The organism is Massilia brevitalea (genome assembly GCF_030711405.1).
GTDB lineage: Bacteria > Pseudomonadota > Gammaproteobacteria > Burkholderiales > Burkholderiaceae_D > Telluria > Telluria brevitalea.
Genome location: NZ_JAULSI010000013.1, coordinates 26070 through 37456 on the forward strand (window position 1 = coordinate 26070; position 11387 = coordinate 37456).

General features: G+C 66.6%; 15 protein-coding genes and 1 tRNA gene. 12 read left to right on the forward strand and 4 right to left on the reverse strand.

Annotated elements, in window-relative coordinates; genetic code table 11:
• The first annotated feature begins 238 nt into the window (after positions 1-238).
• The 12 genes from QWL29_RS10165 to QWL29_RS10220 all read left to right on the forward strand — a co-directional run bounded on the left by QWL29_RS10165 (position 239) and on the right by QWL29_RS10220 (position 7887).
• Positions 239-736 (forward strand): ClpXP protease specificity-enhancing factor, encoded by a 498-nt coding sequence (locus QWL29_RS10165; protein WP_305822775.1) that lies wholly within the window; start codon positions 239-241, stop codon positions 734-736.
• A 27-nt stretch (positions 737-763) separates the two neighbouring features.
• A tRNA-Thr gene (locus QWL29_RS10170) sits at positions 764-839 on the forward strand.
• Between the two features lie 154 nt (positions 840-993).
• Complete coding sequence (locus QWL29_RS10175; RefSeq protein ID WP_305822776.1) at positions 994-1548, forward strand: DUF2939 domain-containing protein; 555 nt, start codon at positions 994-996, stop codon at positions 1546-1548.
• Positions 1549-1720: 172 nt separating this feature from the next.
• Complete coding sequence (locus tag QWL29_RS10180; protein WP_305822777.1) at positions 1721-2581, forward strand: urease accessory protein UreD; 861 nt, start codon at positions 1721-1723, stop codon at positions 2579-2581.
• A gap of 9 nt (positions 2582-2590) precedes the next feature.
• Complete coding sequence (ureA, locus tag QWL29_RS10185) at positions 2591-2893, forward strand: urease subunit gamma (RefSeq protein ID WP_305822778.1); 303 nt, start codon at positions 2591-2593, stop codon at positions 2891-2893.
• Between the two features lie 9 nt (positions 2894-2902).
• Positions 2903-3223: an urease subunit beta gene (locus QWL29_RS10190; RefSeq protein ID WP_305822779.1), complete on the forward strand. Its 321-nt coding sequence runs from the start codon at positions 2903-2905 to the stop codon at positions 3221-3223.
• On the forward strand, positions 3220-4923 hold the full coding sequence (gene ureC / locus QWL29_RS10195; protein WP_305822780.1) for an urease subunit alpha: 1704 nt from the start codon (positions 3220-3222) through the stop codon (positions 4921-4923). The genes QWL29_RS10190 and ureC overlap by 4 nt, the downstream gene beginning before the upstream one ends.
• A 10-nt stretch (positions 4924-4933) precedes the next feature.
• The gene (ureE, locus tag QWL29_RS10200; protein ID WP_305822781.1) at positions 4934-5434 is read left to right on the forward strand and encodes an urease accessory protein UreE; all 501 of its coding nucleotides are present in this window, start codon (positions 4934-4936) and stop codon (positions 5432-5434) included.
• Positions 5434-6123, forward strand: coding sequence for an urease accessory protein UreF (locus QWL29_RS10205; RefSeq protein ID WP_305822867.1), 690 nt, complete (start codon positions 5434-5436; stop codon positions 6121-6123). The genes ureE and QWL29_RS10205 overlap by 1 nt, the downstream gene beginning before the upstream one ends.
• A 14-nt stretch (positions 6124-6137) precedes the next feature.
• Positions 6138-6755, forward strand: coding sequence for an urease accessory protein UreG (ureG, locus tag QWL29_RS10210; RefSeq protein ID WP_305822782.1), 618 nt, complete (start codon positions 6138-6140; stop codon positions 6753-6755).
• A gap of 27 nt (positions 6756-6782) precedes the next feature.
• Positions 6783-6989 carry a hypothetical protein gene (locus QWL29_RS10215; protein WP_305822783.1) on the forward strand — a complete coding sequence of 69 codons (207 nt, stop codon included), beginning with the start codon at positions 6783-6785 and terminating at the stop codon, positions 6987-6989.
• Between the two features lie 133 nt (positions 6990-7122).
• On the forward strand, positions 7123-7887 hold the full coding sequence (locus QWL29_RS10220) for a GIN domain-containing protein (RefSeq protein ID WP_305822784.1): 765 nt from the start codon (positions 7123-7125) through the stop codon (positions 7885-7887).
• A 36-nt stretch (positions 7888-7923) separates the two neighbouring features.
• On the opposite strand, the gene QWL29_RS10225 is transcribed toward QWL29_RS10220, so the two are convergent.
• The 4 genes from QWL29_RS10225 to QWL29_RS10240 all read right to left on the reverse strand — a co-directional run bounded on the left by QWL29_RS10225 (position 7924) and on the right by QWL29_RS10240 (position 11378).
• The gene (locus QWL29_RS10225; RefSeq protein WP_305822785.1) at positions 7924-8235 is read right to left on the reverse strand and encodes a BON domain-containing protein; all 312 of its coding nucleotides are present in this window, start codon (positions 8233-8235) and stop codon (positions 7924-7926) included.
• Between the two features lie 97 nt (positions 8236-8332).
• Positions 8333-9433, reverse strand: coding sequence for a LytR C-terminal domain-containing protein (locus QWL29_RS10230; protein WP_305822786.1), 1101 nt, complete (start codon positions 9431-9433; stop codon positions 8333-8335).
• A 19-nt stretch (positions 9434-9452) separates the two neighbouring features.
• On the reverse strand, positions 9453-10391 hold the full coding sequence (locus tag QWL29_RS10235; protein WP_305822787.1) for a type II secretion system F family protein: 939 nt from the start codon (positions 10389-10391) through the stop codon (positions 9453-9455).
• 9 nt (positions 10392-10400) lie between these two features.
• Entirely contained in the window at positions 10401-11378 is a 978-nt protein-coding gene (locus QWL29_RS10240) for a type II secretion system F family protein (RefSeq protein ID WP_305822788.1), read from the reverse strand.
• Between the last annotated feature and the right edge of the window lie 9 nt (positions 11379-11387).

Consider the following 11387-nt stretch of genomic DNA (forward strand, 5'->3'; position numbering starts at 1 on the left):
CTGGCTGTTCGAAGCGCCAGCCTGCGACGCCGTTTGGCGAATCGCAGTAGACTGGCGCTTCGCGTATGCGCGCCGGGTAAGTTTTCCTGGCACCGTGTCTACGCGTCGAGTGTGTAAAGAAATCGTCAGGGCAAGGCGCGTCGTCGAAGACAGTACGTTAGTACGGCGAGACGATGCAACGCCGTCATGGCGGTTTATTTACACACTCATCCTGCGGACAAACTGATTTCATTTGCACATGCCCGACATCTCTACCAAGCCTTATTTGCTGCGCGCCATCTACGAATGGTGCACCGACAGCGGTTTCACGCCTTATCTTGCGGTGAAGGTCGACGCGGCCACCACGGTTCCGATGGAATACGTGCGCAAGGGCGAAATCATTCTCAACATCAGCTACGGCGCTACATCCAGCCTGAAGATGGACAACGATGCAGTCCACTTCCGCGCCCGCTTCGCCGGCGTGTCGCGCGAGATTTACGTGCCGGTGCAGAATGTGCTGGCGATCTATGCCAACGAGAATGGCCAGGGCATGGCCTTCGATGTGAGCACGACGGCGGCCGAGATGCCGGCGCCGGAAGCAGACGCATCTGCCCCTGCTCCAATCACTGCGCCAGCCCTGTCCGCAGTGCCCGACAGCAGCCCGGATACCGCCCCGGAAGCGCCGCCTGCCCCCGACAACGGCGGCGACGAGCCTCCGAAAAAAGGCGGCCGCCCAACGTTGACGCGGATTAAATAGCGGTATAATCCCAGCCGTACAGATTACGCCGGCTTAGCTCATTTGGTAGAGCAGTTGATTTGTAATCATCAGGTGGCCAGTTCGAAACCGGCAGCCGGCACCAGACATCAGCAGCAAGTAAGAAGCAAAAAACATAAAGCCCAGCCTCACGGTTGGGCTTTATGTTTTTTGGGCGCCTTTGTTCGTGCAATTTTGTGTGAGCTTTGGGTATTTCTTAACAGATATACTCGCTCCGACTTCACTTCAACCATCGCCCCATGAAAAAGACCCGTGCCCTTGCCGCCGTTGCCGTCGCTGCTGCCCTTCTCGCCCTCAGCAGCTACGCCAGCCCTTACTGGACCCTGCACCAGATGAAAACAGCCATCGCCGAGAAAGATGCCGACGGTTTGTCCGAACACATCGACTTCCCTGCCCTGCGCGCGAGCTTCAAGGGGCAGATGATGACGATGATGAACAAGCACATCGAATCGGCCGAGATGGCCAATAATCCCATCGCCGCCATGGGGCAGATGATGGGCGCCGCCCTGGTCAACCAGGTGGTCGATGCCGCCGTGTCGCCGGCGGGCGTGATGGCGATGATGGAGGCCGGCAAGGTCAGGCCGGGCACCCGCCCGGCGCCGCAAGCGAATGACGATGCGGATGCTGCGAAGGAAACCAGCGGCTATTCGATCGATTACCGCGGCTGGAGCAAGGTGGCGATCTCGACGTCGCAGCAGGACGCGGGCAAGTTCATCCTGAAGCGCACCGGTCTCTGGAGCTGGCAGCTGAGCGCGCTCGAGTTGCCGGAATCGGTGCTGAACACGGCGAACTGAGACCCCTCTCCACTAGCTGATCTGGAGCGGCCAACAGTACCGCCCCGGCACCATCTTCACGCGCCGTGCACACCCGGCGAACGGCCTGCACCAATTCCGGGCAGCGTGCGCCTGCTTTTCCTTCCTGACGAGCGCTTTGACGCGCGGCACGCTTCTTGCTGACTTATCGGCAATGAACGACTGCCTGGCCCTGCCGCCCCTCTCGCTTGACTCACGTACCCGCTGGGAGGCCAGCCTGCGCCTGGGTTTCGTGCAGCGTGCGGGCGGTACGATCCTGGCCGAACGCCGCCATGCCGGACCGCTGCGCGTGCAAAAGCCGCTGCATCCGGAAGGCGCACGCGTCTGCCATGCCGTGATCGTGCACCCGCCCGGCGGCGTGGTCGGCGGCGATGCGCTCGATATCGATATCACGGCCGGCTGCGACGCGCATGCTCTGCTCACCACGCCCGGCGCCGGCAAGTGGTATCGCGCGAATGGGCGCGCCTCAACCCAGGACGTGTGCATCGATGTAGCGGAAGGCGCAGCGCTCGAATGGCTGCCGCAGGAAACCCTGTTCTACCGCGACGCCGAGGTCGAGATGACGCACGAGGTGACGTTGGCGGCGAACGCGCGCTACATCGGCACCGAAGTGCTGTGCTTCGGGCGCACCGCTTCCGGCGAGACCTTCGACAGCGGTCGCATCCAACAAACCACGCGCATCCGGCGCGAAGGGAAGCTGGTCTGGCACGAGCAGGGGGGAATCGACGGCGCCGGCCCCGGCATGCACAGCCCCTTCGGCCTGGATGGCCACACCGTCTGTGCCACCTTCATCGCCTGCGGCGTCACGCTCGACACCAGCCAGCTACGCCAGCTGCGCGAAGAGATCGGCGTGACCGGACGCAGCGGCGCGACCCAGCTGCCGCAGATGGTGGTGGTGCGCCATCTCGGCCGATCAAGCGAGACGGCGCGCGCCGTGATGGTGGCAGCCTGGCGCCGCCTGCGGCCAGTGCTGCTGCAGCGCGAGGCCGTCATCCCACGCCTGTGGCATACCTGAAAGGACAGCATGGAACTCACGCCGCGCGAAAAAGACAAGCTGCTGATCTTCACCGCCGCCCTGCTGGCCGAGCGCCGCAAGGGACGTGGCCTGAAGCTGAATTATCCGGAAGCCGTGGCCTATATCTCGGCCGCGATCATGGAGGGTGCGCGCGACGGCAAGACGGTGGCCGAGTTGATGAGCGAAGGCACGCGCATCCTCGCGCGCGACGAGGTGATGGAGGGCGTGCCCGAAATGATCCCCGACGTGCAGGTCGAGGCCACTTTCCCCGACGGCAGCAAGCTCGTCACCGTACACCAGCCCATCGTCTAGGAGCAGCGCATGATTCCCGGTGAACTGCTGGTCATGGAGGGCGAGATCGAACTGAACGCGGGCCGCGCCACCGTTGTAGTCGAGGTGGCGAATGGCGGCGACCGGCCGATCCAGGTCGGCTCGCACTACCACTTCTTTGAAACCAATCCGGCGCTGCAGTTCGAGCGCCGGCTGGCCTACGGCATGCGCCTGGATATCCCGGCCGGCACTGCGGTGCGCTTCGAGCCGGGCCAGGCGCGCACGGTGACCTTGATTGCCGTGGGCGGCGACCGCATCGTCCACGGGTTCAATGCGCTGGTATCCGGCCCCTTGCTGGAGCAGGCGTCATGAGCCGCATCGGGCGCCAGGCCTATGCCGAGATGTACGGCCCGACCACGGGCGACCGCCTGCGCCTGGCCGAAACCAGCCTGGTGATCGAGATCGAGCGTGACTATGCCATCTACGGCGAAGAGGTGAAGTTCGGCGGCGGCAAGGTAATCCGCGACGGCATGGGCCAGTCGCAGCGCGTGCATGCGCAGGTGGCGGACACGGTGATCACGAACGCGGTGATCGTCGACCACTGGGGCATCGTGAAGGCCGACATCGGCATCAAGGACGGCATGATCGCGGCCATCGGCAAGGCCGGCAATCCGGACATCCAGCCCGGCGTGACGATCGTGATCGGCGCGGCCACCGAGATCATCGCCGGTGAAGGCATGTTAGTTACGGCCGGCGGCATCGACAGTCACATCCACTTCATCTGCCCGCAGCAGATCGAGGAAGCCCTCATGAGCGGCGTGACCACCATGCTGGGCGGCGGCACCGGGCCGGCGGTGGGTACGGCGGCCACTACCTGCACGCCGGGGCCCTGGCACATCCATTCGATGCTGCAGGCAGCCGAGGCCTTCCCGATGAACCTGGGCTTCTTCGGCAAGGGCAATGCGAGCCAGCCGGAGCCGCTGGTCGAGCAGGTGCAGGCGGGCGTCATCGGCCTGAAACTGCACGAGGACTGGGGCACGACACCGGCTGCGATCGATACCTGTTTGAGCGTGGCGGAACGCATGGACATCCAGGTGGCGATCCACAGCGACACCCTGAACGAGGCGGGCTTCCTCGAGCATACGCTGGCTGCCTTCAAGGGCCGCACCATCCACACCTTCCACACGGAAGGAGCCGGCGGTGGCCATGCGCCGGACATCATCGCCGCCGTCGGCCAGGCGAATGTCCTGCCTTCGTCGACGAATCCCACGCGTCCCTACACCGTCAACACGCTCGACGAGCACCTCGACATGCTGATGGTCTGTCACCACCTGGACGCCTCGATTGCCGAGGACATCGCGTTTGCCGAGTCGCGTATCCGGCGCGAGACCATCGCCGCCGAGGACATCCTGCACGACCTGGGGGCGATCTCGATGATGTCGTCGGATTCGCAGGCGATGGGACGCGTGGGCGAAGTCATCCTGCGCACCTGGCAGACCGCGCACAAGATGAAGCTGCAGCGCGGCGCCCTGCCAGGCGATACCGAGCGCCACGACAATGCGCGCGTCAAGCGCTACATCGCCAAGTACACGATCAACCCGGCCATCACGCACGGCATCGCGCATGCGGTGGGCTCGATCGAGGCGGGCAAGATCGCCGACCTGGTGCTGTGGAAGCCGGCCTTTTTCGGCGTGAAGCCATCGATGATCCTGAAGGGCGGGATGATCGCGGCAGCGCAGATGGGCGACCCGAATGCCTCGATCCCGACGCCGCAGCCGGTGCATGCGCGGCCGATGTTCGGCGCCTTTGGGCGGGCGCTGGCCAGATCCTGTTTCACCTTCGTTTCGCAGGCGGCGTTCGATGCCGGCATTGGCACGCGCCTGGGCCTGGCGAAACCGCTGATCGTGGCGCGCGGCATGCGCGGGCTAGGTAAAGCAGACATGGTCCATAACGACGCCACGCCGCACATGCAGGTCGATCCCGAAACCTATGAGGTGCGCGCCGATGGCGTGCTGCTCACCTGCGAGCCGGCGCGCGAGCTGCCGCTGGCGCAGCGCTACTTCCTGTTCTGAGAGGCCGACGATGCTCACCCTGCACACCAGGATCGATGGACCGGCGCCGGTGGACGGCGAACTGGTCCTGCCCTTCCACCTGCGCGAGAAAAGCCGGCTGCGCGCGGCATTGACGAGCGGCGAAGAAGTGGCCGTGCTGCGTCCGCGCGGGACGGTGCTGCGCGGCGGCGACCTGCTGCAGGGCGAGGGGACACGCGTGGTGCGCGTGGTGGCCGAGCTGGAAGCCGTCTACCGCATCGAACACGGGCAAGAGAACGGCCTGCTGCGCTGCGCTTTTCACCTGGGGAACCGTCACACCCAGACCGAAGTCGGCAGGGGCTGGCTGCGCATCCGCAGCGACGCCGTGCTGCGCGAGATGCTGCTCGGGCTGGGTGCACGGGTGACCGAAGAGCTGGCGGCGTTCGAGCCGGAGGCCGGCGCGTATGGCGGAGGGCATCACCATGGCGAGTCGCATCCGCTGGCGCCGGTGCCGCTGCGCCAGAAGATCCACCGGCCGTCGGACTTGCCATGATCGCCGGCGCCGCCCTGCTACGCCTGTTGCAGCTGGCCAGTCCTTCGCTGCCGATCGGCGCCTACAGCTATTCGCAGGGACTGGAAAGCGCCATCGACGAGGGCTTGGTACGCGACGCGGCGGGTGCCCAGCGCTGGATCGCGGCGCAGCTGGTCGAGGTGGTCGGGCGGTTCGACGCGCCGCTGCAGTGGCGACTGCTGTGCGCCTTTGCCGCCCGCGACGTCGACGCGGCACTGTACTGGAGTGAGCGCTGGCTGGCGGCGCGCGACACGGCCGAGCTGCGCGCCGAGACCCTGCAGATGGGCTATTCGCTGCGTCAGCTGCTGGTGGCGCTACTGGAAGCACAGCCGGATGCCGACCCTGCCCTGGTGCAGATGCTCGATGCGGCCGGGCTGTCGCTGCCGGCGGCCTACGCCTGCGCTGCCGCCGCGCTCGATGTGCCGCCGTCCGCCGCCCTGCTCGGCTCTGTGTTCGCTTGGGCCGAGAACGCGGTGCTGGTCTGTGTGAAGACGGTGCCGCTGGGCCAGGTGGCAGGCCAGAAGATGCTGTTGGCGCTGGGCGCGACGGTCGATGTGGTGGCGCGCCAGGCGCAGGAGATGCCGGACGCCGCGCTGTCGAACTGGGCGCCGGGTTTTGCCCTGCTGTCGATGCGGCATGAAGTGCAGTACAGCCGCCTGTACCGGTCTTGAACGAGGACATCAACATGGAAAAAAACCTGCTGCGCGTCGGGATCGGCGGACCGGTCGGATCCGGCAAGACGGCCCTGTGCGAAATGCTGTGCAAGGCGATGCGCGAACAGTATGAGATGGCGGTCATCACCAACGACATCTATACGCGCGAGGACATGGACATCCTGCTGCGCGCCGACGCCCTGCCGGCTGAGCGCCTGATGGGGGTAGAAACCGGCGGCTGCCCGCACACGGCGATCCGCGAGGATGCCTCGATCAACCTGGAAGCGATCGCGCGCATGAGCGCCGACTTCCCGCAGCTGGACCTGATCCTGATCGAGTCCGGCGGCGACAACCTGGCGGCCACGTTCAGTCCCGAGCTGTCGGACCTGACGATCTACGTGATCGACGTGGCCGGCGGCGAAAAAATTCCGCGCAAGGGCGGGCCGGGCATCACGCGCTCGGACCTGCTGGTGATTAACAAGACCGACCTGGCGCCGCACGTGGGCGCGAATCTCGAGGTCATGCGCGCGGACGCCGCCCGCATGCGCGGCGAGCGTCCCTTCGTGTTCGCCAGCCTGCGCCATGGCAAAGGCGTGGACGCCATCGTCGATTTCATCCGCCACGAAGGCCTGCTCGATGCGGGCCGCTGATTTCCAACTATCACCCGAGGAGCCGCCATGCCGTTTTCCCTGCGCCGTTTTGCCCCTGTTGCCGCCATCATGCTGGCGATCTGCGCCGCCGTGCTGAGCGCCGGGCCTGCCCAGGCCCACGACACCGGCGTGCCGCACCTGATCCACGAGTACGAAGGCTGGGTTGCCCTGGGTGTCGTGGTGCTGGCCGTCACCGGCGCCGGTTTGCTGGTACGGCGCGCGCTGCGCCGCTGAACAGGCGCGCTTGCTGGCCCGGCAGGCGTTTTCAGCGGTTCGTGACGCCGTTCGTGCAGCCTGTCGCACGGGCCGCGCCGCGCGTGGAGGACGGCATTACAGTGCCATCATCCAAACACGCCCGGAGACGACCATGAACAACTTGCTCGGCAGTACCCTGATGGCCACGGCCCTGATGCTGGGCGCCGGCAGCGCCCTCGCCGAAGAGATCCGCGAAACACGCGCCGTCGATGCCCGCGTCAGCCGGATCAAGCTCGACGGCGTGGTCGACCTGGTGGTGCGCCAGGGCGCCCGGCCTTCGCTCGTCATTGCAGGCGAACGCGCCGACGTGGCGCGCGTGACTACGCGCCAGCATGGCGAGACGCTGGAAATCGACACCGAACGCCGCAACCACTACAGCACCGGACGCCGGCCCAGGCTGCGCGCCGAACTGACCGTGCCGAACCTGGCCGAACTCAGCTCGGAAGGCGTGGGCGCCAGCACGGTCAGCGGCTTCGGCGGCGAGCGTATCGTGCTGACGCTGGACGGCGCCGGCGCCATGACCATGCAGGGCAATTACCGCAAGGTCGATGCGCGCCTCGGCGGCGTTGGCAGCATGAGCATCGACGCCGGCAAGGCCGAGCGCATGGACCTGGAACTGGGCGGCGCCGGCCAGCTGGCGGTGTCGGGCCAGACCAGGACTCTGCGTGCAAGCCTGGCCGGCGTCGGCAATCTCGACGCCGAGAAACTGCGCGCCGAAACCGTCGACCTCGACCTCAGCGGAATGGGCGGCGCAACGGTGTACGCCAGCACGGCGGCAAATCTGAACCTGAGCGGCATGGGTTCGGCCACCGTGTACGGCAAACCGGCGCAGCGCAAGGCCAGCACCGACGGCATGGGCAAGGTCAGCTGGCGCTAAAGGAGTGCGGCCGGTGCGGCGTCGCCTCGCCGCTTCCTATTTGAGGACGGTGTTGTTGCGCACCTCCCGTACCCCCTTGACCTCGCGCGCCAGCTGCACTGCCTTCTGGGCGCTTTCGCGCGATTCGACGAAGCCGCTCAGCTGCACGGTGCCCTTGAAGGTGTCGACCTTGACCTCGGTGGCCTTCACGGTGGGGTCGGCGGCAAAGGCAGCCTTGACCTTGCTGGTGATGACGGCGTCGTCGATGTATTCGCCGGTGCCTTGGCGGTGCGCAGTGGGTGCGCAGGCCGCCAGGCTGAGCGCGGTAGCGGCGGCGAGAGTGGAAATGAAACGCTGTGCAATTTTCATGGCAACGCTCCCTTGAATGAGACGGTATCGCCCCATTTTCGGGTCAGCGTGCAAACTGCGTTTGATACGCAGCAAAGGTGCCGGAGGCGGGAATGCTTCAGGGCGCCTTGGCCAGGGCCGCCAGCGCGACCGGCGCCGCTTCGCGCGGCAGCGCAGGCCGCAGGACCAGCTTGCTGCGCGCCAGGTCCTGGCCGATGACCAGGCGGACGTCGACGGGCTGGGTCATGTCGACCTGCACCAGCGCCACGCCATCGAAACGCAGGGCCAGGCGCGCGGCCACGTCGCGGTAGGCGGCGCCATGCTCGATGCGCGTGTGCCGCACCTTGAAGCCCGGCTCATTGCTCAGGCGCGTAACCAGCAGGTCGCCACCGCCGATCCGGTGCGACAATGTGCGCGCCATGCCGGTCACGCCGTTTCCGTTGCGGATTTCCAGCAGCACCGCCTCAGGGCGATGGCGTGGCCGCGAAGGCAGCGGCTGGGACGGCAGCCCGGCCGGCAATGCCTGGGCCAGCGCACGCAGCGACGGCAGCCGGCGCAGGCTGAGGGTGCCGTCGGCCGCGGCCAGCACCTGGGTCGTGGCCCACTCGGCGTCGGGACGCGGCGCTTCGACCGCAGCCTGGATCGCCGCCACGGCGCTGCCGCCCGCGGCCGTGTAATCGCTGCGGAAATCGTGTTCTTGCAGGGCGCTGGCCTGGCGGAACATCAATTCGGCGCGCTCGATCTGGCCCATGCGGCGCAGGGTTTCGCCCAGGTTGTGCCAGGCGCGTCCGTTCAGCGGGTCGAGCAGGCAGGCTTTTTCCAGCTCGGTGACGGCTTGCGGATAGTCGCCGCCGAGCAGGTAGGCGTAGCCGAGATTGGCGAACAGGTAGGCGCTGCCCGGGCCGGAGTCCAGGCTCAGCTCGGCGGTCAGGGCGCGCCAGATCGGGATCGCCTGGGCAAACTCGCCCTGGCGCGCATGGGTGGCGGCCAGGGCATTGCGGGCGCGTACGTGGCGCGGGTCGGCGGCCAGCACGGCGCGGTAGGCCTGCACCGCTTCCGGATAGCGCCCGGCGAGATGATGGGCGCGGCCCTGGCCGTAGGCGAACTCGGCATCCGGGCCGGCCTGGGTTTCCGGCTGCCTTTGCAGGTCGGCGCAGGCGAGCAGCAGCGCGCCGGCGCAGACGGCCGAGATGTTCTTGAGAAGACTGCGAGGTGTCATGATCGTGCTCCTAGAGAAATCAGCGCGTGGCGGCAACCTGGGCAAGGGTGCGGGTGAGCTGGATGACGGCCGGGCCCATCAGCACCATCAGCAGCGTCGGGAAGATGCAGAAGATGAGCGGGAACAGCAGCTTGAGGCCGATCTTGGCGGCGCATTCCTCGGCCAGCACACGGCGCTTGTTGCGCAGGTTTTCCGAGTACACGCGCAACGAGTCGCCGACGCTGGTGCCGAAGCGCTCGGACTGGATCAGCATGGCCACCAGCGTGTCGACGTCATCGACGCCGCTGCGCAGCGCAAAATTACGCAACGCCTTTTCCTTGCTGAAGCCGGCGCGCATCTCCATCAGCACGATCTGCAGCTCCTGGGCCAGGATCACGCTCTTGATGTGGATTTCGCCGGCCACCTTCACGAAGGCCCGTTCCAGGCTCAGGCCGGCCTCGACACAGACGGTCAGCAGGTCGAGCGCGTCGGGCAGGCTTTCGAAGATCTCGCGCTTGCGGCGCCCGGCGATGCGGTTCAGGATCATGTTCGGCAGGTAGTAGCCGACCGTGGCGGTGAGCAGCAGCAGGAACAGCAGCTTGCTGCCGGCCAGCGTGATGACCGAGAGCGCCACCAGCACGCCGATGATGGCCGGCCCAAGCAATGCCAATGCGGTTTTCGAGGCGAAGAACAGGGTCGGCGCCACCGGGTTGCGCCAGCCGGCATTCATGAAGCGGGTACGCAGCGCCGACTTTTCCCAACCCTCTTCCGGAATCGAGAGCTTGGTCAGCGGCTGGGTGACCTTGGCCACTTTCTCGACCCAGCCGTTCGACTCGAGCTGGGTGGGCTCCGACTTGCCGATGAAGCGGCGCAGCCGGGTGCGCAGGGCAACCGGCGCGAACAGCGCCATGGCCAGTCCGGCCAGCACGCAGACGATCGTGAAGACGACTAGGAGGAAAGTGAGTTGGGCGGCTTGCATGGCGGTTCCTCAGATGCGGATGCGGATGATGCGGCGCAGCCAGACCACGCCGAACAGGATCATCCCGGCCGCGTACCAGAGCAGGCGGATGCCGCTCGGATCGGTCCACAGCATGGATACGTATTTCGGGTTCACGATCGTCAGCACCAGGGCGACGCCGAACGGCAGCAGTCCCAGGATCCAGGCCGACATGCGCCCTTCCGCCGACAGCACGCGCACCTGGGCAGCGAGCTTCAGGCGGCCACGGATGATGTGGCTGATGTTGCCGAGGATTTCGGCCAGGTTGCCGCCGGATTCGCGCTGGATGAGCACTGCGATGATCAAGTAGCGCAGGTCGGTCAGCGGAATGCGCGCCGCCATATTGTGCAGCGCCTCGCCCATCGGCACGCCGTAGTTGATCTCCTCGCGCGCGATGCGGAACTCGCCGCTGAGCGGCTCGGGCAATTCGTTGCCGACGATTTGCAGCACGTTGGTGAACGAGTGGCCGGCGCGCAGCGCGCGTGCGATGAAGTCGGCAGCATCGGGCAGCTGTTGCTCGATGCGGCGCAGGCGCCGCGTGCGGGCGCGCCGCAGAAGCATCCAGGGCAGGCCGAACGCCAGCAGCGCCAGCACGAAGCGCGCCGGCAGCGGCGCTGGCAAGCGCGCACTCACAAGCAGCGCCGCCAGCATCGACGCCAGCGAGCAGCCGAGGAAGCGGTCGACCGTCAGCTTGCTGCCGGCCTGCACCAGCAGCGCGTCGAGGCGCTTCAGTAACGGCATGCCGTGCAACAGGCGGTCCAGGGCGTCGTTGCTGCTGAAGCGGCGCTGCTTCAGGATCGAGATCCGCTCGCCCGAGCGTCCGGCGCCGCCCGACATCACCTGCAGGCGGCGCGCCACGCGCTGCGCCGCCTTGCCGTGGTTACTCGACCACCACAGCCAGACGCCTTCGATCAGCAGGATCACGGCGGCGAACAGGAATACGGTGAAACTGTAGAAAAGGACATCCATCGTGCGGCT

Excerpts from the sequence above, each read along its gene's own strand:
- QWL29_RS10165 (WP_305822775.1), top strand. The coding sequence starts at position 239 with ATGCCCGACATCTCTACCAAGCCTTATTTGCTGCGCGCCATCTACGAA.
- QWL29_RS10175 (WP_305822776.1), top strand. The coding sequence starts at position 994 with ATGAAAAAGACCCGTGCCCTTGCCGCCGTTGCCGTCGCTGCTGCCCTT.
- QWL29_RS10180 (WP_305822777.1), top strand. The coding sequence starts at position 1,721 with ATGAACGACTGCCTGGCCCTGCCGCCCCTCTCGCTTGACTCACGTACC.
- ureA (WP_305822778.1), top strand. The coding sequence starts at position 2,591 with ATGGAACTCACGCCGCGCGAAAAAGACAAGCTGCTGATCTTCACCGCC.
- QWL29_RS10190 (WP_305822779.1), top strand. The coding sequence starts at position 2,903 with ATGATTCCCGGTGAACTGCTGGTCATGGAGGGCGAGATCGAACTGAAC.
- ureC (WP_305822780.1), top strand. The coding sequence starts at position 3,220 with ATGAGCCGCATCGGGCGCCAGGCCTATGCCGAGATGTACGGCCCGACC.
- ureE (WP_305822781.1), top strand. The coding sequence starts at position 4,934 with ATGCTCACCCTGCACACCAGGATCGATGGACCGGCGCCGGTGGACGGC.
- ureG (WP_305822782.1), top strand. The coding sequence starts at position 6,138 with ATGGAAAAAAACCTGCTGCGCGTCGGGATCGGCGGACCGGTCGGATCC.
- QWL29_RS10215 (WP_305822783.1), top strand. The coding sequence starts at position 6,783 with ATGCCGTTTTCCCTGCGCCGTTTTGCCCCTGTTGCCGCCATCATGCTG.
- QWL29_RS10220 (WP_305822784.1), top strand. The coding sequence starts at position 7,123 with ATGAACAACTTGCTCGGCAGTACCCTGATGGCCACGGCCCTGATGCTG.
- QWL29_RS10225 (WP_305822785.1), bottom strand. The coding sequence starts at position 8,235 with ATGAAAATTGCACAGCGTTTCATTTCCACTCTCGCCGCCGCTACCGCG.
- QWL29_RS10230 (WP_305822786.1), bottom strand. The coding sequence starts at position 9,433 with ATGACACCTCGCAGTCTTCTCAAGAACATCTCGGCCGTCTGCGCCGGC.
- QWL29_RS10235 (WP_305822787.1), bottom strand. The coding sequence starts at position 10,391 with ATGCAAGCCGCCCAACTCACTTTCCTCCTAGTCGTCTTCACGATCGTC.
- QWL29_RS10240 (WP_305822788.1), bottom strand. The coding sequence starts at position 11,378 with ATGGATGTCCTTTTCTACAGTTTCACCGTATTCCTGTTCGCCGCCGTG.